This window comes from Novosphingobium olei, assembly GCF_037076535.1.
In the GTDB taxonomy this organism is placed as follows: Bacteria; Pseudomonadota; Alphaproteobacteria; order Sphingomonadales; family Sphingomonadaceae; genus Novosphingobium; species Novosphingobium olei.
In genome coordinates this window covers 2756691-2776759 of the sequence record NZ_AP029021.1, presented here as the reverse complement: position 1 = coordinate 2776759, position 20069 = coordinate 2756691, and the positions used below count along the sequence as shown (strand labels likewise).

Genomic DNA, 20069 nt, shown 5'->3' with positions numbered 1-20069 from the left:
GAGACTTCGATGCAGCGGCGCAGCTTCGTGAAGACCGGTCTCGCCACGCTTCTGGCCGGCGCGGTTCCCGTGGGCCGGGCCAGCGCGGCGGACCTTGCCGGCGACATGACGATCCTGCGCCGCGCGCTCGCAATGCATCCCGGCCTCTACCGCTATGCCACGCCCGCACAGGTCGCGGCGCGGCTCGATGCGCTGCAGGGCGCCTTCGTTGGCGCCGCAACTCCGGACCAGCGTTACCTCGCGCTTTCGCGCTTCCTTGCCACGATCCGCTGCGGCCACAGCTACGCCAATTTCTACAACCAGAAGAAAGCGCTGGCCGCCGCGCTGTTCGACCGGCGCACCCGGCTGCCGTTCCACTTCGTCTGGCTGGGCGATGCCATGGTCGTCACCGCCGATGCTTCGGGCCAGCTGGCGCCGGGCACCCGGATCGAGGCGATCAACGGCGAAAGCGCCACGGCCTTGCGCAACCGGCTGCTGCCCTATGTCCGCGCCGACGGGCACAACGACGGCAAGCGCGTCTCGCTGCTGGAGGTGCGCGGAGACGACACCATCGAGACGTTCGACGTGTTCCAGGGCCTGCTCGCGCCGCCGACCGCTGGCGTGCACCGGCTGGTGGTGCGCGCGCCCGGTGGCCCCGCGCGGCGGATCGAGCTTCCCGCCATCGACCTTGCCGAGCGGCGCAAGGCGATGATCGTGGCAGACTCCGGCCTCGATGCGGTGGTCTGGCGCTGGGAAATGCGACCCGACGGCGTCGCGCTGCTGACCATGCCCGGCTGGGCGCTCTATGACAGCAAGTGGAACTGGCAGGCCTGGCTCGACGAGCGGCTAGACAGCCTGGGCGGGGCGCGCGGCCTGATCGTTGACATCCGCGACAACGAGGGCGGTCTGGAGGAGCCGGGCAATGCGGTGCTCTCGCGCTTCATCGATTGGCCCTACAATCCGCCGCAGCAGGAACAGCGCCTGCGCTTCCGCACGACGCCGGCCGATCTCGATCCCTATCTCGACACCTGGGACGACAGTTTCCGCACGCTGGGGCAGGGCGCCACGCCCCTGCCGGGCGGGTTCTTCCTGCGGCCCGGCAGCGCGGACAACCTGACCGTCGCGCCCGCCGCGAGGCGCCTGGCGATCCCGCTGGTGGTGCTGACCTCGCCGGTCAACAGCTCGGCCACGTTCCAGTTCGCAAGTGCGGTTCGCACCACCGGGGTGGGGCGGCTGGTCGGCCGCACCACCGGCGGCAACCGGCGCGGGATCAACGGCGGATGCTTCTTCTTCGTGCGGCTTCCGGCGAGCGGTATCGAATTCGACCTGCCGCTGGTCGGCTACTTTCCGACGACGGCGGAACCCGATGCCGGGCTCGACCCCGACGTCGCGGTCATGGCCAGCGCCGCCGACATTGCCGCGGCGCGCGATCCCGTGCTGGACCGCGCCGTGGCGACGATCCTCAGGCGCTGAGCGCGGCGTCGAGCAGGGCGGGGATCGCCGCGTCGTCGAAGCCAGCGGCGACCCAGCCATCCTCCACCTTGCGCAGCGTGGCGGCGACTTGGGGACCGGCGCCCACGCCGCGCGCCACGACATCGCCGCCCTTCAGCGGAAAGCGCGGCACGTCCCAGTCGGTGAGCGGAGCGAGCGTCCGCCCCGCCAGCAGCAAGCGGTCCCGCGCTTCGTCCAGCCCGAGGCGATAGGCGAGCGCACGGGCATCGGCCTCGGTTTCCGCACCGCTGCGCCGCGCCGCGGCGGCAAGGCGCTTCCGTTGCGCGCTGCTGAGCCGCAGGCGGGCGCCGATCTGGTCGACCGCCGCCGGATCGGCGGGCAGGATCGCGGCGAGCCGCCGCAGCGGATCGGGCGGGACGCCTTCGCGGGCCTCGGCCGCTTCGAGCGAGCCAAGCGGGGCCGGGTCGGCTTCGGGCAGGACTTGCGCCAGCACGCCCAGTTCGGCCATCCGCGCCAGCGTGGCAGAAGGCGCGGGAAGCCCGAGCAGGTTAAGCAGTTCACCCGCGATGCGTTCGCGGCTGAGGCCCTTCAAACCGGCGCTCAGCGCCTGCACGGCCGCTTCGGCCTGCGCGTCGGCGGGGATCGAACCGAACCGGGCCTGGAAACGGAAGTAGCGCAGGATGCGCAGGTAATCCTCGCGGATGCGCGTTTCGGCATCGCCGATGAAGCGCACGCGGCGGGCGTTCAGGTCGTCGAGCCCGCCGAACCAGTCGAACACTTCGCCCGTCACCGGATCGGCGTAGAGCGCATTGATGGTGAAATCGCGCCGGGCGGCATCCTCGCGCCACTCCGTGCTGAAGGCCACGGTGGCATGGCGGCCATCGGTTTCGACATCGCGGCGCAGCGTGGTGATCTCGACCGGCCCGCCCTCCAGCACGGCGGTGACGGTGCCGTGGGCAAGGCCAGTCGGCACCGCGCGGATGCCGGCGGCGGCGAGGCGCTCCAGCGTCGCCTGCGGCAGCAGCAGGGTCGCCATGTCGACGTCCTTGGGCGCGATGCCCAGCAGCGTATCGCGCACCACGCCGCCGACATAGCGCGCGTTGCCGGGGCCGAGCGCAGCCACCAGCGCGGCAAGGTCGCTGCGGCCGAACCAGCCGGTGTGGGGGAGGAAAGCAGGTTCAGCCATGCCACAGCAGCCGTTGCGTCAGATTGGCGATGATCCCGCCGGTCACCCCCCAGATGCGGTGCTCGCGCCACAGGATCTCGACATAGGACACATTGCGCCCCTGCCAGTCGACCGAGTGGCGCTGCTGGTTGGCGGGATCGAGCACGAAGCCCAGCGGCGGCTCGAACCAGCTCGCAACCTCGGCAGGGTTGGGGCGCAGCGGCAGGTCGGGCGGGATCATGGCGAGGACGGGGGTGATGTCGTACCCGGTGCCGGTGCGGTACTGGTCCGACGCGCCGACCACGGTCACGTCGGCGGGATCGATGCCCAGCTCCTCGTTCGCTTCGCGCAGCGCGGCTTCGATCGGGGTTTCGCCGGGATCGATCTTGCCGCCGGGGAATGCAGCCTGTCCGGGATGGGCGCGCATGTGCGACGGGCGATGGATCAGCAGCACGCCGGGGCCATCGGGATGATCGCCGCGATCGGTCACCGCGATCAGCACGGCGGCGGGGCGCAGGCCGCTCTCGGGAATCGGGCGGAAGTCTTCGTACGCGGGCTCGAACGGCCGGGCGTGCCCTTCGTCGAACAGGCGCTTCAGTCGTTCGAGCAGCGCGCTCACGCCTGCGGCACCAGCGGGAAGTGCGCGCCCATGCTCGTCACCGCGAGCGCGGCTGCGTCGGATACGGTCAGCGCGTAATCGATCAGCTGGGCATACGTGCTGCGGTTCAGCCGCGCCTCGGTGCCGTGGCGCACGGCGATGTAGAACGCGGGGATTTCGGCACTGCCGGCGACCCTAAGCGGGTTGGCCGGGCCGCAGATCACCAGATCGTCGCTGTTGAGCCGGAAGGCGAGCACGGGACGGCCATCGCCATCGTGGCGCACTTCCATGTCGGTGGCGATGAAGGCGGCGTCCTCGACTTCGATCGACAGGCGCTGGAACGGGGTCTTGAGCCAGTGCTGCCCATCCGCATCGCGCACCAGCAGCGAGGAGAACGCGCGGACCATCGCCGGGCGCTTGATCTCACCCCCCTGATGGAACCAGCGGCCATCGGCGGCGATGCGCATCTCGCTGTCGCCGGTTTCTGCCGGGGTCCACTGGTCGACCGGCGGAATGCGCCGTGCTTCTACCTCGGCCGCGAGCTGGGCGAGGGAGAGCGAGGCGAGTTCTGGCGGTGGCGTGTACGGCATGGTGCCTCAGCCGATGCCAGAAGCGATCAGCGCCGCCAAGGGCCCAAGGTGCCTTCTTGCGGCAGGACGGCCGGGTTGGCGGTGCGGCACAGCAGGCGGTGCTGTTCGAACGGCCCGGGCAGCGCCCAACTGCCGGTGTGCGCGTTGGAGAAGCCGAAGAAGCGTTCGTAGTATTCGGGATCGCCGATCAGCACCTGCGGCAGCGGCGCGCGCGGATCGATCGCGGTGAGCGCGGCGGTCATCAGCGCCTTGCCATAGCCCTTGCCCTGAAGTCCCGGCAGCACGGCGACCGGGCCGACCATGATCATGGGATGCGCACGTCCAGCTGCATCGGTCAGCGCCACCGGCCAGCACTGGATCGTGCCGGCGAGCATCTCGTCTTCATCGAGCGCGGCGAATGACAGGCCCGGTAGCCACTCCATCCCTTCGCGCACCTTGTACGCCGTGCGGGTGTGGCGCTCTGGCTCGAACGCGGAATCGAGCAGCTCCTCGACCAGCGCGGGGTCGACATCGGCAAGGGGGATGATCGTGGACACGTGGCGCGGATAGCGGCGGGGGCAGGGGGGCGCAAGGCTGGTGGGGCCGTATCGGCCTCTCGCGCGTTGAGGTTTGCGCAATCGCCGCGCAATCATTGCACTTTACGGCGGGGGAGCAGAGGCCTAGCCCGCGCCCTGCCCGCCGAAAGAGCGGACAGTCATTAGGGGAGAAGCCAGGTGTTTTCGGGCTTTGACGCGACTGTACTGGCACGCATGCAGTTCGCCTTCACGGTGAGCTTCCACTTCATATTTCCGGCATTCTCGATCGGCCTTGCCAGCTACCTCGCCGTGCTCGAGGGACTATGGCTGAAAACGGGGCGCGAGCTCTATCTCGACCTGTTCCGCTACTGGCTGAAGATCTTCGCCGTGGCCTTTGCCATGGGCGTCGTTTCGGGGCTGGTCATGTCCTACCAGTTCGGGACCAACTGGTCGGTGTTCTCCGACAAGGCGGGCGGGGTGATCGGGCCGCTGATGGCCTATGAAGTGCTGACCGCCTTCTTCCTCGAAGCCGGGTTTCTGGGCGTGATGCTGTTCGGCATGGGCCGGGTGGGCAAGGGGCTGCACTTTGCCGCCACGCTGATGGTGGCGCTGGGCACCTTCATTTCGGCCTTCTGGATCCTGTCGGTCAATTCGTGGATGCAGACGCCGACCGGTTACGAGATCGGACCCGACGGCCAGTTCCTGCCGGGCCCGAGCTGGGCGGCGATCATCTTCAACCCGAGCTTTCCCTACCGCCTGGTCCACACGGTGATCGCGGCGTACCTGACCACCGCGCTCGCCGTCGGCGCGGTCGGCGCATGGCACCTGCTGCGCGACCGCCAGAATGCGCATGCGCGGAAAATGTTCTCGATGGCGATGTGGATGGCCGCGCTCGTCGCGCCGGTGCAGATCTTCGCGGGCGACGCACACGGGCTCAACACGCTGGAGCATCAGCCGGCCAAGGTGATGGCGATGGAAGGCCACTACCAGAGCCACCCGCACGGCGCGCCGCTCTATCTGTTCGGCATTCCCGACGACAGGACACAGACGCTGCGCTACGCCATCGCCATTCCCAAGGCGTCGAGCCTGATCCTCAAGCACGATCCCGACGCGCCGCTCGCCGGGCTGGACACCATCGCGCCCGACAAGCGGCCGCCGGTGTGGATCGTGTTCTGGTCGTTCCGGGTGATGGTGGGGCTGGGCTTCGCCATGCTCGGGCTGGGGCTGTGGAGCCTTTTGGCCCGCGTTCGCAAGAAGCTCTATGACTGGCCCTGGCTGCATCGCGCGGCGCTGGTGATGGGGCCATCGGGCTTCGTCGCGGTGATCGCGGGGTGGGTCACCACCGAAGTCGGCCGCCAGCCCTATACCGTCTACGGCCTGCTCACCACGGCGCAAAGCCGCAGCCCGATCGCGGCGCCCGCCGTCGCGGCGTCGCTGCTCGCCTTCATCCTCGTCTACTGCGCGGTGTTCGGCATCGGCGTGTGGTACATCCTCAAGCTGATGAACCAGGGCGCGCATCCGCACGAAACCGGGCCTGAACAGGACGAGCGCGCCCCGATCCGCAGCGCCGGGATCACGCCGGGGCCGCACCAGCACGCCGCCATAGAAGAGATGGGCGAAGATTCCGGCGCAGGAGCGGTGACATGATGGTCAACTTCGATCTCGCCACCGTGTGGGCGTTCATCATCGCCTTTGCCGTGCTGATGTACGTGGTGATGGACGGCTTCGACCTTGGCATCGGCATCCTCTTCCCGTTCTACCGGCCCGGCACCGAACGTGATCAGGCGATGAACGCCATCGCCCCGGTGTGGGACGGCAACGAGACCTGGCTGGTGCTGGGCGGCGGCGGGCTGTTCGCGGCCTTTCCGCTGGCCTACGCGATCGTGCTGCCGGCGACCTATCCGCTGATGATCGCGATGCTGCTGGGCCTGGTGTTCCGGGGTGTCGCCTTCGAATTCCGCTGGCGCGATCCGCGGCACCAGCGGTTCTGGGACAGGGCGTTCTTCGCCGGCTCGCTGGTCGCCGCGATGGCGCAGGGGATGACGCTGGGCGCGCTGCTGCAGGGCGTGCATGTGGAAGGGCGCGCCTATGCCGGTGGCTGGCTCGACTGGCTTTCGCCGTATTCGCTGCTGACCGGGGCGGGCGTCGTTGTCGGCTACGCGCTGCTCGGCGCGTGCTGGCTGGCGATCAAGGTCGAAGGCGATGCGCAAACACGCGCCTTCCGCCATGCCCGCGCCGCCGCGCTGGCGACGCTGCTCGCCATGGCGGCGGTGAGCCTCGCCACGCCGTTCCTCGGCCAGCAATACTTCGCGCGCTGGTTCCATATGCCGCTGCTGATCGCGCTGGCCCCGGTGCCGGTCGCGACGGTCAGCGTCGCCGTGCTGCTGTGGCGCGCGCTGGGCCGGCGCGAGGAATGGCCGCCGTTCCTCTATGCGCTGGCGCTGTTCGGCCTCGGCGCGATCGGCCTCGGCGTGTCGATGTGGCCCTATGTCGTGCCGCAGTCGGTCACGATCTGGCAGGCCGCCGCGCCCGAGCGATCACAGGTGTTCATGCTCATCGGCGTGGGCCTCGTAATGCCGCTGATCCTCGCCTACACCGGCTGGGCCTACTGGGTGTTTCGCGGCAAGGTCGGCGAACATGGCTATCATTGACCCGCAACTCGACCCGCACGGCGCGGACGGCGTACCGCTGTGGAAGCGGCTCGGCTGGATGGCGGCGATCTGGCTGGGCAGCGTTCTGGCGCTGGGCGTGGTCGCCGGCGTGCTGCGGATGTGGTTGAAGGGGTAGGGGGCGGGCAAGATGCGGGCGGCGGGTTTCGCCCAATTGCGGACGTTAGGACTGACACCCACTCCGCATCTCTCAATCATCGACAGCACGTATTACGGCGGCCATAAGAGGCGCATGAGACTGGCGTTTCACATTGCAGCAGTCTGCGCCTTTGCTCTTTCGGCCGGCCATTGCATGGCGGCGAGCGAATTATGCCATCAACTGAAATCGTTCGCTCGGGCACCGCTCACAGAGTTAGCAGATGGCGGACTTCAAAGGCGATGGATAGACTTTGCTTGGGGCGGTCCTGAAAACCTCGCGCCAGATGAAATTCGAATTGGCGCAACGCTCAAATGCCAAGGCTCAGATGCTCCTGCGAATTCGCTTTGTCAGTATCTACTTCACCACACTCCTCACGAGACTGTATCGGCCTTGCCGCAAGGTATTCTTCGGTGCGAAGGATTTGCATCTGATAGGCTCGCCTTTCCCCGGAGATGGGTGGAGGAACTGTCTTGGGACGTGCAGGGAAAGCTGATTGAAATGCTCCAGATCGACCAATTCGATCGGCCTGGCACTGAGCGATCGCTACGCCTGACCATCCTGCCCTTGGCGGAAAGCCCTCAAGCTACGAAGCCAGTTCCCTTTTTTCGTTCGCTGTCGGGCAAGCTAGGCTCTGACGATAGCGAGTGAAAAGCAATGTCCGCTTCCCACCATAATCCGCCGTCACCCCGGGCCTGACCCGGGGTCCCGCTTCTTCGGGCGCGACGTGACAAAGAACAGCGGGGTCCCGGGTCAGGCCCGGGATGACGACACGAGGCGGACGTCCAGTTCGGACAGTTCGGAGCCAGCTCAACTCTCCGCAAAGGCGAACGGTTCGGCACCGCGCCGGTAATCGTCGGGCAGGATTTCGCGGCCCAGTGGCGGTTCGGCGCGGGCGGCGCAGTCGGCGCGGTTGCACAGGCGGCAGGTGACGCCGATGGGCGTGGGCCTGGCTTCTTGTCCCGCCGCATAGACCAGCTTGCCGGCGTGTTCGGCGGCGCAGGCGAGCGCGATCGCGCGCAGCGTGCGGGGGCGGCCATGCGCGCCGCCGCCCGATGACACCGTGCGCGCGATCGAGAAGAAGCGCTGGCCGTCGGGCAGTTCGAGCCACTGCGTCAGCACTTCGTCGGGGCGGCGGAAGGCCGAATGGAGGTTCCACAAGGTGCAACCGCCGCCGTGCGCGGCAAAGGGGAAGCCCGCGCCGTCGAGGCGCTTCGACACGTTGCCCGCTTCGTCCACGCGGATGAAGAAGAACGGCACGCGTTCCTGCCCCGGCCGGCCGAGCGTGGTCAGTCGGTGCGCAACCTGTTCGAAGCTGGTGCCGAACTGCCCGGCCAGCGCCTCGATATCATAGGCGCGTGCATCGACCGCGCGGGCGAACTTGTCGTAGGGCATGACCAGCGCCGCCGCGCCATAGGCGGCGAGCGCGCGGCGGACGAGCGTCGCCGCTGTCGGGCTGGCAAAGCTTTCGCCGCGCAGCAGGGCCGAAATCTCCGGCCGCAGCGCGGTGTAGGCCATGTGCATCGCCATCTGCCAAGTGCGCTGGGTGGGGGTGAGCGTATCGTCGAGCAGCAGCTGTTCGTTGTGCCGGTCGTAGCGCCGGATCGAGCCCATCATCACGTCCGAGGGCAGCAGGCGCACGCGCAGGCCCTGCTGGCGCAACGCTTCGCGGATCGATCCGGCCTTGTCGATCTCGCCCGCCAGCTGCTCGGCGCGCGAATCGAGCGTGGGGAAGTAGTTGCGCCGATCGGCGACGAAGCGCCGCGCTTCTGCCACCGGATCGACGCCGCGTGTGGCTCCGCCGTCGGCCCGCAATCCGGCAAGCGCCTGCTGTTCGCGCACATAGGCGCCGTGGAGCCGAAGCATCGCCTCGGTCACGCCGGGAAAGCTGGTGGCGACGTCGGCCACTTCCAGCGCGGGCAAGTCGATTTCGGCAAAGATCGGATCGCGCAGCACATCGGCCAGGCGGCGCGCGTAATCGTCGCGCTCGTCCGCGGCAAGGTCCGCCATGTCGAGCTTGTAGGCACGCGCCAGGCGCAGCAGCAGGTCGGCGGTGAGCGGGCGCTGGTTGCGTTCCAGCAGTGCGATATAGCTTGCCGAAATGCCCAGTTCGTCGGCCATCGCGGCCTGGGTCAATCCCAGTTCGCGCCGCAGCCGCTTGATGCGCGGGCCGAGGTAGAGCGGGCGGCTGGCAGCGGGGCCCATGGCCATGACGCAAACTCCTGCAAGGCCCGTCTGTAAGGGCTGTACAGCTGTACAAGCATTTCCTGTAAAGTTTGACAACAGGACTTCGCAGGGGCTGTCCGAATCCCCTTCGCCGCCGTTATCCGGGTGCCACGCAAACGAACTCCTGCGCTCCAAGGAATTGCTGCCATGACCTATCACAGCCAGATCAACGAGGCCGCCAAGGCCATCGCGCCCTTCCAGACCACCTGGGACGGGATCGAGCCGGAAAGCGTTGCACGCATGCGCCTGCAGAACCGCTTCCACACCGGGCTCGACATCGCGCGCTACACCGCGAAGATCATGCGCCGCGACATGGCCGCCTATGACGCGGACCCGGCGAACTACACGCAGTCGCTCGGCTGCTGGCACGGCTTCATCGGCCAGCAGAAGATGATCTCGATCAAGAAGCACTTCGGCACCACCAAGGGCCGCTACCTCTACCTGTCGGGCTGGATGGTCGCCGCGCTGCGCAGCGAATTCGGCCCGCTGCCCGATCAGTCGATGCACGAAAAGACCAGCGTTCCTGCGCTGATCGAGGAACTCTACACGTTCCTGAAGCAGGCCGATGCCCGTGAACTGGGCATGCTGTTCCGCGATCTCGACGCCGCCAAGAAGGCGGGCGATGCGGTCAACACCCACCGCCTGCTGCACAAGATCGACGAATTCGAAACCCACGTGGTTCCGATCATCGCCGACATCGACGCAGGGTTCGGCAATGCCGAGGCTACCTACCTGCTTGCCAAGAAGTTCATCGAAGCGGGCGCCTGCTGCATCCAGATCGAAAACCAGGTTTCGGATGAAAAGCAGTGCGGCCACCAGGACGGCAAGGTCACCGTTCCGCACGAGGACTTCCTCGCGAAGATCCGCGCGGTCCGTTATGCCTTCATGGAACTGGGCGTCGATGACGGCGTGATCGTTGCCCGCACCGACTCGCTGGGCGCTGGCCTCACCAAGCAGATCGCCTTCGTGAAGGAGCCGGGCGACATCGGTGACCAGTACAACAGCTTCCTCGATTGCGAGGAAGTCGATGCCGGTAACCTCGGCCACGGCGACGTGCTGATCAGCCGCGACGGCAAGCTGATGCGCCCCAAGCGCCTGCCTTCGAACCTGTACCAGTTCCGCGCCGGAACGGGCGAGGATCGCTGCGTGCTCGACTGCATCACCTCGCTGCAGAACGGGGCGGATCTGCTGTGGATCGAAACCGAAAAGCCGCACATCGGCCAGATCGGCGGCATGGTCGACCGCATCCGCGAAGTGATCCCGAACGCCAAGCTGGTCTACAACAACAGCCCGTCGTTCAACTGGACGCTGAACTTCCGCCAGCAGGTCTATGACGCGATGGTCGAAGCGGGCAAGGACGTCTCGGCCTACGATCGCGCCAAGCTGATGAGCGTGGACTATGACGGCACCGAGCTGGGTATCGAGGCGGACGAACGCATCCGCACCTTCCAGCGCGATGCGGCGGCGCAGGCCGGCATCTTCCACCACCTGATCACGCTGCCGACCTACCACACCGCGGCGCTCAGCACCGACAACCTCGCCAAGCGCTACTTCGGCGAAGAGGGCATGCTGGGCTACGTCAAGCAGGTCCAGCGCGAGGAAATCCGCCAGGGCATCGCTTGCGTGAAGCATCAGAACATGGCCGGTTCGGACATCGGCGACGATCACAAGGAATACTTCGCCGGTGAAGCCGCGCTCAAGGCCGGTGGCGCCCACAACACCATGAATCAGTTCGCTGCCTGAGGCGGCATAATTCGCGGCAATCACGCCACGAAGATCCAAGGAGGACGACAATGTCTGAACCGCAACGCGCCCGCGCGGTCCTCTCGACCGAGGACTTCAAGCTGATCCGCGAGGCCGTACTGCATTACCTGAAGGCGATCGAGGACCAGCCGGAATCGGTGAAGTTCTCGAACCTCTACCACCGTCTGGGCAGCGCCCTCGGGCGCTGAACCTTCGGGTTTCACGAAACTTTCCTGGGGAGGAAAGCGGGCCCGTCGCACCACCGGTGCGGCGGGCCTTTTCGCATGCCGACATCCCGAGAGCCGTAACCAAACCACAGCTTGCCGCAGGGCAACTTTAATACACTACCATAAGAGTAGAGAATGCGGCAGGATGGTTGGGTATCGAGTCCCAGCCTGAGCCATTCTGCCCCATGAAGACCGCGCTGATCATCCGCCACGTGCCGCACGAAGGTGTCGCCGGCTATCGCCAGCCGATCGAGGATGCCGGATACCATGTCGATCGCATCGACGTGAGCGATCCCGCGTTCTCCACGCTCGACCTGCGCGAACCGGACCTGCTGATCATGATGGGCGGGCCGATGGGGGTATACGAGACCGACGCGCACCCGTGGATCCGCTGCCAGCTGCGCCGGCTGGCGCTGCGGCTGGAGGCCGACCGGCCGACGCTGGGCGTGTGCTTCGGCGCGCAGATGGTGGCGGCGGCGCTGGGCGCGAAGGTCTATCCGGGCCCGGCCAAGGAAGTCGGCTTCGCGCCGGTGACGGTGCACGACAAGACCGGGCCGCTGCGCCATGTCGAGGACGTGCCGGTGCTGCACTGGCACGGCGATACCTTCACGCTGCCCGAAAACGTCGACCTGCTGGCATCGAGCGCGCTCTATCCGCACCAGGCCTTTGCCCGTGGGCGCAACCTGCTGGCGCTGCAGTTCCATGCCGAGATGGGCGAGGACCCGCGCTTCGACGCCTGGATCGAGCAGGGCCCCGACGATGTCGCGGCGGCCGGCCTGTGCCCCGACCGCCTGCGCGCCGCGCACGATGCCCACGGGCCCCGCGCGGTGGCGGCTGGACGGGCGATGATCGGCGAATGGCTCGAGGGCCTCGCCGCCTGATCCGGTTGGGCTGACGGGGTGCCTGATGGCGCCAAGTTGACGAAGTTGACAGACTACAATGGACGCTTTGCGCAGGCCCTCCAGCTTGCGCGACGCTTGCCCCGTGGTCGTGTCGTGGACGCCGGATTCGAGGGGGCGGAGCGGGCGTCTCGAGGTGCCAAGTTGACAAAGTTGACAGACTACATGGGCCTTTTTCCGAAACCCCGTGACGCGGCTTTCTGACGCGCGACGTGCGCGGCAAAAGTTCAGGAAATCTGTGGGTTGGACGCCGGTCATGGCGCATGTTCTACGGTTGTGGCGGGCTGTAGGACAGCGCGCCGCCGTCAATGGAACAGGGCAAGGCCGAGCAGGCGGCCGGGCAGCATGGTGAAGGCCCCGGCACCGACCAGCCCGAAGTAGACAAACGTCATCGTGCGGCGGTGGGCGGCGATGTTGCCGCGCACCGCCTGGACCACGCCGCGCGGCACCGAGACGAGAACCAGGATCGAGAGCAGGTGGATCGGGCTGAAGCTGCCGGTCAGCCCCTTGAGCCCGAAGCTCGACAGCGCGGCAACGATCATCAGCACGGCCCAGATCCGGCCGAGCAGGCGGTGGCGGGCATCGCCCTTTCGCCCCAGCAGCACCACGGCGCCGAGCGGCAGCGCGGGAATGACCGAGCACAGGTGCACCGCCAGCCAGGCATCGCGCGACATGGCGGGAAGCAGGAAGCCCGCCTGCGTGGCACGGGCGGCGGCGAGCAGCACGGCGGCGCCGACAGCGGCCCCGGCGACCAGCGCGGCGCGTTCGCGGCGGGCGGGGGCGAACGGGCTGGTGCGTTCGGCGGGGCGGGTCTCGGTGAGCGTGGCAGTGAGCGTGTCTGGCATGGGGATCTCCTCGGGTTGCGCCCAAGGTGCCGCTCGCCCGTTTGCGGACAAGCGAGCCTGCATGACTGGCACGGGCAATTTCGCGGATGCACCGCGCCTTACCCTGCTGTACCGTTCGCGAAGCATGAACGGTACGTATCCCGCCAAGGACTCTCGCAAACCGGCCACGAAGCTGGCTCCCGGGCTGGCCTCCAGGCTTGCTGGCGAATTGGCGATCATGATGGCGGCCGCGCTGGTGCTGGCCTTGTTGGGCCCGTTCGGCATGTTCGCGATGAGCCTGCCGGCGCGGCTGCTGGCCTGGGCGATCTTCGCCATCGGCGGCTATGCCTGCTTCCGCCCGGTGCTGCTGGCCGGCGACGCGCTGGCCGAGCAGACGGGCCTGTCGCGCTGGATCGCCATCACGCTCGCCTGCGCGCTGGCGGCGATGCCGACGACGCTGATCGTGGCGGGGACGCTGTCGGGGCTGGACTGGCAGGGGATCACCGCGCGGGACCTGATCGCGCTCTATCCGCAGGTGCTGATCGTGGGCGGCATGGTCACCGTGGTGCAGCTGCTGGCGAACCGGCAACGGGCGGCGCCGGTGGAGGCGGCGGAGCCTGTCGCCGAGGTGCGCGCCGAGTTGCCCGTCGAACAGTCGGGTGTTGCGCAGCCGCCCTTAGAGGAACCGCCCGCCTTGGCGCAGGAACAGGCACCTGTGCCGCAGTCGGGGCGGATCGCGCTGTTCGATCAGCTGCCCGCGCACCTTGGGCAGGACCTGCTCTGCATCGAAAACGAGGACCACTACATTCGCGTCCACACCAGCGCGGGCAACGCGCTGATCCTGATGCGGCTGCGCGATGCGGTGGCGCAGCTCGCCCCGCTCGATGGCGCGCAAGTCCACCGCAGCTGGTGGGTGGCCCGCTCCGCCGTCAGCGAGGTGGTGCGCACCGAACGCCGCGTGTCACTGCGACTGGTCGACGGCCGCGAGGTTCCCGTGTCGCGTTCGAGCGTTCCGGAATTGCGGGCGCGGGGGTGGTTGTAACGGCGGGAGGCCGGGTTGCGCCCAAATTCGGACATTGTCCGGAGCGGGGGCGTAGCATATCGCTGCTGGTCTATGTCAACGACCGCTGCCTCGCTAAATCTCCTAGAGCACGGTGCTGAGCGCTGGCGGGGTGTTGTAGCTGGAGATCTCGCCACCCTGTGCAAATCGTTGGCTCACCTTCCGGCAAACCATGCAGGCATCCGCATTAGAGGGATCGCAGCATTGGCTCCGTTCCTAGAGCCGGATGGCCCCATTGGTTCAATCGCCGCCAGCTCCCTCGGACAAAGAAGTCGTCCGGTCCGGGCTATTCTATTTGACAAGACAGTCGAGACAAACTGGTCGCTCGCTTGGCATCAAGATCGTACTATTTGCGTGAAGAGGCGTCACGAGGTCGTTGGTTTTGGCCCTTGGACTACAAAGCAAGGGATGCAGCACGTCGCTCCGCCCTTTGAGCTGCTATCTCATATGGTGACGTTGCGCGTGCACTTGGACGACGTCCCTGAAGGTAATGCCCCGCTGCTGATCGCGCCCGGTTCGCATAAGCATGGTCGTGTGCCTGTCGAAGCGATTGAGGCGATTGTGACCCAGTGCGGTACGTACACCTGCCTTGCAGAGGCCGGCGACGTGTGGGCTTATTCGACCCCGATTTTGCACGCATCCGAAGCTGCCGTCACCCCGCTTCGCCGCCGCGTCTTACAAGTCGACTTCGCAGCGGAAGAACTTCCGAGCGGACTGGAGTGGTTGGGGGTTTGAGGGAGCTCCCCACCACTACCAGACGTTCCGGGGCAGCAGACCAGAAGACTGCGAGATTTGGCGGCTCATCCCAGTTGCGGTCACCAGCTGCGGTGGGGATAGTGGCGGAATGGATACGCCAAAACGCCCGCAAGTCGCTTTACATGACTTTTCAGCTCCATTTCTCGGCAAGCCAGTGTGGGGCGCCAGACAGGGTTATGGCAGCTTCCTCAGTTTCGAATTTTGCGCACCCGAACTCGTTGTCAAAGAGTGGCACTCAAACGACCGAGGGTTGCGGCGGCAGGCATACGTTCAGGGTAGATGGCATGTCTGGATATATTGCTGCCAATGGCGGTTTACCGCGCATGGGAAGCAGATCGCGGCGAGCGAGGACAGCCGAGATGACATCGCCCGCGCCATGGGAATGCTCGACGGTCAGAACCTGACTGACATTGGACTCGATCCGAAAGCGGGCAAATCTCGATTCACGTTTGATCTCGGCGGAGAGCTGGACACATGGCCTACGGGTGATGATCTGACCGAAGAGCAGTGGTTTATCTATGGGCCGCAAAACGTGTTCGGTTACCGTGCTGATGGACGGTACAGCGAGCAGCCCGTCGACACTCCACGCGACCGCGAGCGGTGGCGCGAACCGATTTAAAGGAAGCTCAGCGCCCAACATCAGCCGTCGCCCCGTCTTGACACGGGGCTTGGCTGTTTCCTGTTCGGGCCGTGCGCGGCCTCTGTGGGGCACAGCTAAACGAAAAGGTCGAGCCGGTCGGGGCTGCTTGGCAAACGCAAGGCCGCAAGGAAAGCCAATCCCCGTGTCAAGCACGGGGCGACGGAAAAGGGTTCTCCATATATTTGACCCGCTAACCGCCCATTGTCCGCCGTCGCCCCGTGATTGGCACGGGGATTTCTTGGTGCGGCGAGTACTGCGCTGCCTTAGAGCGTGCGGCGCCAGCGGGTTAGGCGGGCGAGGGCGTCCTCGATCGTCGCGATCGGCTTGCAGTGGCACAGGCGGACGACGTGGGTGGGCCGCTCGGCGCCTTCCCAAAGCGCCGATACGGGGATCGTGGCGACGCCGGCTTCGCGGACGAGGCGATCGGCGAAGGTTGCATCGTCCATGGCGATGCCGGTGGCGGCAAGGTCGATGCAGGCGAACCACGTGGCGGCGCTGGCGGTGACGGCGAAATCCGCTTCGAACAGGCCGTTGAGCAGCGCGAGGCGCGAGGCGCTCCAGCGCTCGATCAGGGCGCGCGGGATGGCGGGATCGGCAAGGCCCTCGGCCACGGCCCATTGCAGCATCGGCGGGGTGGTGAAGGTGAGGAATTGGTGCGCCTTGGCAAGCACGGCGGCCATTTCGGGCGCGCCGATCAGCCAGCCGACCTTCCACCCGGTGGCGCCGAAGATCTTGCCGGCCGAGCCGATCTTGATCGTGCGCGCTTCCATGCCGGGTTCGGCGAGCAGCGAGCGGTGGCCCTGTTCGTCGAAGCGGACCATCTCCCACACCTCGTCGCAGATCGCGACCAGATCGTGTTCGCAGGCGAGCCTTGCCAGCATGGCGAGGTCATCGGCGCTGGCGACGGTGCCCGCCGGGTTGAGCGGATCGTTGACGATCATGGCGCGCGTGCGGGGGCTGATCGCGGCGCGGATGCGCGTTTCGTCGTACTGCCACAGCGGCGGTTGCAGCGGCACGAACACCGGCGTGCCGCCCGCGCGGCGGACCATCGGGGCATAGGCATCGTAGGCCGGGGCGAAGAGCAGCACTTCGTCGCCCGGGCTGACCACGGCGAGGATGGCGCAGGCAACGGCCTCGGTCGCGCCCGAGGTGACGATGACGTTGTCGCGGGTTAGGGCGAGACCCTGTTCGCGCTGATAGAAGGCGGCGACGGCATCGCGCAGTTCGGGCAGGCCGGCCATCGGCGGGTACTGCTGCGAGCGGGTGGAAAAGGCGCGGATCGCCGCGTCAGACAGGGTTTGCGGCGGTGGATCGTCGGGGAAGCCCTGGCCCAGGTTGATCGCGCCCAGCTGGCGGGCAAGGCCCGACATGTGTTCGAACACGGTGAGCGGCAGGCCGGTATAGACGGGCGAGAGACGGTCGGCAGGAGAAGTCATCGTGGGGCGAGGGTTAGGCGATGGGGGTGCCGCGCGCCAAGCCTTTTGGTGGGAGCGGGCTGGAAGAAAGGCCGGTCCTTCGACAGGCTCAGGGCGGGCGGTGTGACGGTGACGTTGTCGTTGTGGGACGGGCTCTTGCGCGGCGGGCGAGTGCGCCGCATACCGCTGCGCGACCAACCCGTTGCGAGAGAAACCTGATCATGGCCGCAAAGTCCCGTATCTTCGCGCTTTTGTTGTTGTCGGCAGCGCCGCTTGCCGCCGTGCCGACGCCTGCGCTGGCCGCCAGCGAAGCGCCGCAGCGCAGCTTTACCGGCGAGGACCTGTTCAAGCTGGAAGGCGCGAACGATCCGCAGGTGAGCCCCGATGGGACCAAGGTTGCCTATGTGCGCAGTTCGGCCGACGTGATGGCGGACCGCGATGCGCGCACCATCTGGCTGGTCGACCTTGCCAGCGGGCGGCACACGCCGCTGGTGGCCGGTGGATCGCCGCGCTGGTCGCCCGATGGCAAGCGCATCGCTTATGTCGGGCGGGGCAGCGGGGAAGGCGCGGGGCCGGAACTGCACGTGCGCTGGCTCGACACCGGGGCCGACAGCAAGCTGACCACGCTGGTCGAAGCGCCGGGCGGCATTTCGTGGGCGCCCGACGGCAAGTCGATCGCCTTTACCATGCGCGTGCCCGACGACGGGCTGAAGCTTGGCCAGGCGCCCGCCAAGCCCGAGGGCGCGAAGTGGGCCGACGGTCTGGAGATCATCGATCGCGTGACGTATCGCTTTGACGATGCGGGCTACATCAAGCCGGGCTTCGACCATGTGTTCTTGATCTCGGCCGAGGGCGGCGCGCCGCGCCAGCTGACGTTCGGCAAGTTCGACGACGGGGCGCCGCTGTCGTGGGCGCCGGACGGGCGCAGCATCGTGTTTTCGGCCAACCGCCGCGCCGACTGGGAGCGCGAGGGCAACGACAGCGACATCTGGTCGCTGGATGTCGGCTCCGGCGCGCTGACCCAGCTGACCAAGCGCTATGGACCCGATGCCGCCCCGCAGGTTTCGCCCGACGGGCGGATGATCGCCTACGTCGGCTTCGACGACAAGTACCGGTCCTACGAGAACGCGCAGCTCTATGTGATGAACCGCGACGGCAGCGGCGCGCGCTCGCTGACGGGCAAGCTCGACCGCAGCATCGATGGCCTTGCCTGGAGCGGCAATTCGATCGTCGTGTCCTATGACGACAAGGGCGAGAAGAAGGTTGCCCGCGTTGGCCTCGACGGATCGATCAAGGTGCTGGCGAGCGGGCTCTCGGCGGGTGCAGGCTATGATCGGCCCTATACCGGGGGCGATTTCTCCGTGTCGAAGGGCGGGACGGTCGCCTATACCGCGAGCGGCACCGACCGCCCGGCGGACCTGTGGGTGACGAGCGGGGGCACCCCGCGCAAGCTGACCAGCCTCAACGCCACGTGGCTGGCCGACAAGGCGATGGCGCCGGTGCGCAAGCTGCCGGTGACCGCGCCCGATGGCCGCGCGATCGATGCGTGGCTGGCGGTGCCACCGGGGCTGCAGCCGGGGCAGCGCGTGCCGCTGATCCTGGAGATCCACGGCGGGCCGAACGCCGCCTATGGCCCGGCGTTTTCGACCGACGTGCAGCTTTACGCCGCGCACGGCTACGCGGTGCTCTACACCAATCCGCGGGGCAGCACGTCGTATGGGGCGGAGTTTGCCAACCTGATCGACCGGGCCTATCCGGGGAAGGACTATGACGATCTGATGGCGGCGGTGGACGCTGCGATCGCGGCGGGGGTGGCGGACCCCAACAACCTGTTCGTGACCGGCGGATCGGGCGGCGGCGTGCTGACCGCGTGGATCGTCGGCAAGACCGACCGCTTCAAGGCCGCGGCAAGCCAGAAGCCGGTGATCAACTGGCTGTCCGAGGCGCTGACCATGGACGGTACGACGTTCACATCGCGCTACTGGTTCGACAAGCGGCCGTGGGAAGACCCGATGTCGTACTGGAACCGTTCGCCGCTGAGCCTTGTAGGCAACGTCAAGACGCCGACGCTGGTGGTGGTGGGCAGCGAGGATTACCGCACGCCGGTTTCGGAATCCGAGCAATACTACGCCGCGCTGCAGATCCGGGGCGTGCCGACCGCACTGGTCAAGGTGCCGGGGGCGAGCCACCATGGCCTTGCCGAGCGTCCGTCACAATCGGCGGCGAAGGCTGCGGCAATACTTGCCTGGTTCGACAAGTATCGTACTGACAAGGGCGCAGGAGGCGCTGCCGCTCAGTAACGGGCAACAAAAGACAACGCGCAGCGCCCCTAACATGAGAGGAGTTGCGCGTGATGAAGGGCTTGTTCGACCTGACCGGGAAGGTGGCGCTGGTCACCGGCGGCAACGGCGGCATCGGGCTTGGCATGGCCAAGGGCTTGGCCATGCACGGGGCGACGGTCGTGATCTGGGGCAACAAGCCCGACAAGAACGCCCGCGCGGTGGAAACGCTGCGCGCGTTCGGCGGCGAGGTGCGGTGCGAACAGATCGACGTGGCCGACGAGGCGGCGGTGATTGCCGGCGTGCAGAAGATCGTCGACGAGTTCGGCCGGATCGACACCGCGGTTGCCAATGCCGGCATATCGATCGGCCGGGCGAGCATGTTCGATATCAGCGCCGAGGACTGGCATCGGATCGAGGGGATCAACATCCACGGCGCGTTCTGGACGATGCGCGAGGCGGCGAGGCACATGTTGGCGCGCGGTGAGGCCAACCCGGACGACCGGGGCGGCTCGATCATCTCGATCTCCTCGACCAGCGCGATCCACGGCGCGGCGCGCAATGAACACTATGCCGCGACCAAGGGCGCGGTGCTGACGATGACGCGGGCGATGGCGGTGGAGCTTGGCCGCAAGGGCATCCGCGTCAACACGCTGTTGCCGGGGTGGATCCGCTCCGACCTGACCGGGGGCCTCCAGGAAAACGAGAAGTTCGAACGCCAGGTCGTGATGCGCGCGCCGGTCGGGCGCTGGGGCGAGGGCGACGATTTCTCGGCCATCGCGGTCTACCTCGCCAGCGATGCCTCGCGCTTCCACACCGGCGACGACATCGTGATCGACGGGGGATACACGATCTATTGAGGCGCGCGGCAGGCCACGCGGTTGACCGGGTGGGGC

At 67.2% G+C, this 20069-nt stretch carries 20 protein-coding genes; 13 read left to right on the top strand and 7 right to left on the bottom strand.

The annotated features are described in order from the left end of the window. Positions 1-9 precede the first annotated feature (9 nt). Positions 10-1452, top strand: coding sequence for a S41 family peptidase (locus AACH40_RS13045; protein ID WP_338642789.1), 1443 nt, complete (start codon positions 10-12; stop codon positions 1450-1452). Here AACH40_RS13045 and AACH40_RS13040 read toward each other — a convergent pair. From AACH40_RS13040 to AACH40_RS13025, 4 genes are read right to left on the bottom strand one after another with little or no spacing between them, the layout of a single operon-like run. Then, a complete protein-coding gene (locus AACH40_RS13040) occupies positions 1442-2617 on the bottom strand; it encodes a CCA tRNA nucleotidyltransferase (RefSeq protein WP_338642788.1) in 1176 nt (391 codons plus the stop codon). The genes AACH40_RS13045 and AACH40_RS13040 overlap by 11 nt on opposite strands. Beyond that, positions 2610-3215, bottom strand: a complete 606-nt coding sequence (locus AACH40_RS13035) for a CoA pyrophosphatase (RefSeq protein ID WP_338642787.1) — start codon at positions 3213-3215, stop codon at positions 2610-2612. Before AACH40_RS13035 ends, AACH40_RS13040 begins: the two co-directional genes overlap by 8 nt. After that, the gene (locus tag AACH40_RS13030; protein WP_338642786.1) at positions 3212-3784 is read right to left on the bottom strand and encodes a DUF1285 domain-containing protein; all 573 of its coding nucleotides are present in this window, start codon (positions 3782-3784) and stop codon (positions 3212-3214) included. The genes AACH40_RS13035 and AACH40_RS13030 overlap by 4 nt, the downstream gene beginning before the upstream one ends. 26 nt (positions 3785-3810) lie before the next feature. Then, positions 3811-4320: a GNAT family N-acetyltransferase gene (locus AACH40_RS13025; protein ID WP_169491880.1), complete on the bottom strand. Its 510-nt coding sequence runs from the start codon at positions 4318-4320 to the stop codon at positions 3811-3813. 213 nt (positions 4321-4533) lie between these two features. Here AACH40_RS13025 and AACH40_RS13020 point away from each other — a divergent pair, with 213 nt between their 5' ends. The 4 genes from AACH40_RS13020 to AACH40_RS13005 all read left to right on the top strand — a co-directional run bounded on the left by AACH40_RS13020 (position 4534) and on the right by AACH40_RS13005 (position 7755). Next, positions 4534-5946: a cytochrome ubiquinol oxidase subunit I gene (locus tag AACH40_RS13020; protein ID WP_422394908.1), complete on the top strand. Its 1413-nt coding sequence runs from the start codon at positions 4534-4536 to the stop codon at positions 5944-5946. Beyond that, positions 5943-6950: a cytochrome d ubiquinol oxidase subunit II gene (gene cydB, locus AACH40_RS13015; RefSeq protein ID WP_169491881.1), complete on the top strand. Its 1008-nt coding sequence runs from the start codon at positions 5943-5945 to the stop codon at positions 6948-6950. The genes AACH40_RS13020 and cydB overlap by 4 nt, the downstream gene beginning before the upstream one ends. Next, positions 6937-7086, top strand: coding sequence for a DUF2474 domain-containing protein (locus tag AACH40_RS13010; RefSeq protein ID WP_338642784.1), 150 nt, complete (start codon positions 6937-6939; stop codon positions 7084-7086). Before cydB ends, AACH40_RS13010 begins: the two co-directional genes overlap by 14 nt. A gap of 114 nt (positions 7087-7200) precedes the next feature. Next, positions 7201-7755, top strand: a complete 555-nt coding sequence (locus tag AACH40_RS13005) for a hypothetical protein (protein WP_338642783.1) — start codon at positions 7201-7203, stop codon at positions 7753-7755. A gap of 159 nt (positions 7756-7914) precedes the next feature. Here AACH40_RS13005 and AACH40_RS13000 read toward each other — a convergent pair whose 3' ends face one another. Continuing rightward, entirely contained in the window at positions 7915-9315 is a 1401-nt protein-coding gene (locus AACH40_RS13000) for a helix-turn-helix domain-containing protein (RefSeq protein WP_338642782.1), read from the bottom strand. Between the two features lie 162 nt (positions 9316-9477). Here AACH40_RS13000 and AACH40_RS12995 point away from each other — a divergent pair, with 162 nt between their 5' ends. The 3 genes from AACH40_RS12995 to AACH40_RS12985 all read left to right on the top strand — a co-directional run bounded on the left by AACH40_RS12995 (position 9478) and on the right by AACH40_RS12985 (position 12181). Next, entirely contained in the window at positions 9478-11073 is a 1596-nt protein-coding gene (locus AACH40_RS12995) for an isocitrate lyase (RefSeq protein ID WP_338642781.1), read from the top strand. A 50-nt stretch (positions 11074-11123) separates the two neighbouring features. Further along, positions 11124-11282, top strand: coding sequence for a hypothetical protein (locus AACH40_RS12990; protein WP_169491885.1), 159 nt, complete (start codon positions 11124-11126; stop codon positions 11280-11282). Positions 11283-11485: 203 nt separating this feature from the next. Continuing rightward, positions 11486-12181, top strand: a complete 696-nt coding sequence (locus AACH40_RS12985) for a glutamine amidotransferase (RefSeq protein ID WP_169491886.1) — start codon at positions 11486-11488, stop codon at positions 12179-12181. Between the two features lie 323 nt (positions 12182-12504). Here AACH40_RS12985 and AACH40_RS12980 read toward each other — a convergent pair whose 3' ends face one another. After that, a complete protein-coding gene (locus AACH40_RS12980) occupies positions 12505-13044 on the bottom strand; it encodes a DUF2306 domain-containing protein (protein WP_338642780.1) in 540 nt (179 codons plus the stop codon). A gap of 61 nt (positions 13045-13105) precedes the next feature. Between AACH40_RS12980 and AACH40_RS12975 the strand changes: the two genes are divergently transcribed. From AACH40_RS12975 to AACH40_RS12965, 3 genes are all read left to right on the top strand, one after another. After that, positions 13106-14065, top strand: coding sequence for a LytTR family DNA-binding domain-containing protein (locus tag AACH40_RS12975; protein ID WP_338642779.1), 960 nt, complete (start codon positions 13106-13108; stop codon positions 14063-14065). Between the two features lie 72 nt (positions 14066-14137). Continuing rightward, entirely contained in the window at positions 14138-14818 is a 681-nt protein-coding gene (locus tag AACH40_RS12970; protein ID WP_338642777.1) for a phytanoyl-CoA dioxygenase family protein, read from the top strand. 109 nt (positions 14819-14927) lie between these two features. Continuing rightward, positions 14928-15458 (top strand): hypothetical protein, encoded by a 531-nt coding sequence (locus tag AACH40_RS12965; RefSeq protein WP_338642776.1) that lies wholly within the window; start codon positions 14928-14930, stop codon positions 15456-15458. A gap of 284 nt (positions 15459-15742) precedes the next feature. Here the strand turns inward: AACH40_RS12965 and AACH40_RS12960 are convergent, their stop codons facing one another. Further along, positions 15743-16915, bottom strand: a complete 1173-nt coding sequence (locus tag AACH40_RS12960; protein ID WP_338642775.1) for an aminotransferase — start codon at positions 16913-16915, stop codon at positions 15743-15745. A 200-nt stretch (positions 16916-17115) separates the two neighbouring features. Here AACH40_RS12960 and AACH40_RS12955 point away from each other — a divergent pair, with 200 nt between their 5' ends. Together AACH40_RS12955 and AACH40_RS12950 are read left to right on the top strand one after the other, a co-directional pair. Beyond that, positions 17116-19194, top strand: a complete 2079-nt coding sequence (locus AACH40_RS12955; protein WP_338642774.1) for a S9 family peptidase — start codon at positions 17116-17118, stop codon at positions 19192-19194. Between the two features lie 53 nt (positions 19195-19247). Continuing rightward, complete coding sequence (locus tag AACH40_RS12950) at positions 19248-20033, top strand: SDR family NAD(P)-dependent oxidoreductase (RefSeq protein ID WP_338642773.1); 786 nt, start codon at positions 19248-19250, stop codon at positions 20031-20033. The last annotated feature ends 36 nt before the right edge of the window (positions 20034-20069 follow it).

Coding starts and splice junctions, on each gene's coding strand:
- AACH40_RS13045 (WP_338642789.1), top strand. CDS start 10: ATGCAGCGGCGCAGCTTCGTGAAGACCGGTCTCGCCACGCTTCTGGCC.
- AACH40_RS13040 (WP_338642788.1), bottom strand. CDS start 2,617: ATGGCTGAACCTGCTTTCCTCCCCCACACCGGCTGGTTCGGCCGCAGC.
- AACH40_RS13030 (WP_338642786.1), bottom strand. CDS start 3,784: ATGCCGTACACGCCACCGCCAGAACTCGCCTCGCTCTCCCTCGCCCAG.
- AACH40_RS13020 (WP_422394908.1), top strand. CDS start 4,534: ATGCAGTTCGCCTTCACGGTGAGCTTCCACTTCATATTTCCGGCATTC.
- cydB (WP_169491881.1), top strand. CDS start 5,943: ATGATGGTCAACTTCGATCTCGCCACCGTGTGGGCGTTCATCATCGCC.
- AACH40_RS13010 (WP_338642784.1), top strand. CDS start 6,937: ATGGCTATCATTGACCCGCAACTCGACCCGCACGGCGCGGACGGCGTA.
- AACH40_RS13005 (WP_338642783.1), top strand. CDS start 7,201: ATGAGACTGGCGTTTCACATTGCAGCAGTCTGCGCCTTTGCTCTTTCG.
- AACH40_RS13000 (WP_338642782.1), bottom strand. CDS start 9,315: ATGGCCATGGGCCCCGCTGCCAGCCGCCCGCTCTACCTCGGCCCGCGC.
- AACH40_RS12995 (WP_338642781.1), top strand. CDS start 9,478: ATGACCTATCACAGCCAGATCAACGAGGCCGCCAAGGCCATCGCGCCC.
- AACH40_RS12990 (WP_169491885.1), top strand. CDS start 11,124: ATGTCTGAACCGCAACGCGCCCGCGCGGTCCTCTCGACCGAGGACTTC.
- AACH40_RS12985 (WP_169491886.1), top strand. CDS start 11,486: ATGAAGACCGCGCTGATCATCCGCCACGTGCCGCACGAAGGTGTCGCC.
- AACH40_RS12980 (WP_338642780.1), bottom strand. CDS start 13,044: ATGCCAGACACGCTCACTGCCACGCTCACCGAGACCCGCCCCGCCGAA.
- AACH40_RS12975 (WP_338642779.1), top strand. CDS start 13,106: ATGACTGGCACGGGCAATTTCGCGGATGCACCGCGCCTTACCCTGCTG.
- AACH40_RS12970 (WP_338642777.1), top strand. CDS start 14,138: ATGTCAACGACCGCTGCCTCGCTAAATCTCCTAGAGCACGGTGCTGAG.
- AACH40_RS12965 (WP_338642776.1), top strand. CDS start 14,928: ATGGATACGCCAAAACGCCCGCAAGTCGCTTTACATGACTTTTCAGCT.
- AACH40_RS12960 (WP_338642775.1), bottom strand. CDS start 16,915: ATGACTTCTCCTGCCGACCGTCTCTCGCCCGTCTATACCGGCCTGCCG.
- AACH40_RS12955 (WP_338642774.1), top strand. CDS start 17,116: ATGGCCGCAAAGTCCCGTATCTTCGCGCTTTTGTTGTTGTCGGCAGCG.
- AACH40_RS12950 (WP_338642773.1), top strand. CDS start 19,248: ATGAAGGGCTTGTTCGACCTGACCGGGAAGGTGGCGCTGGTCACCGGC.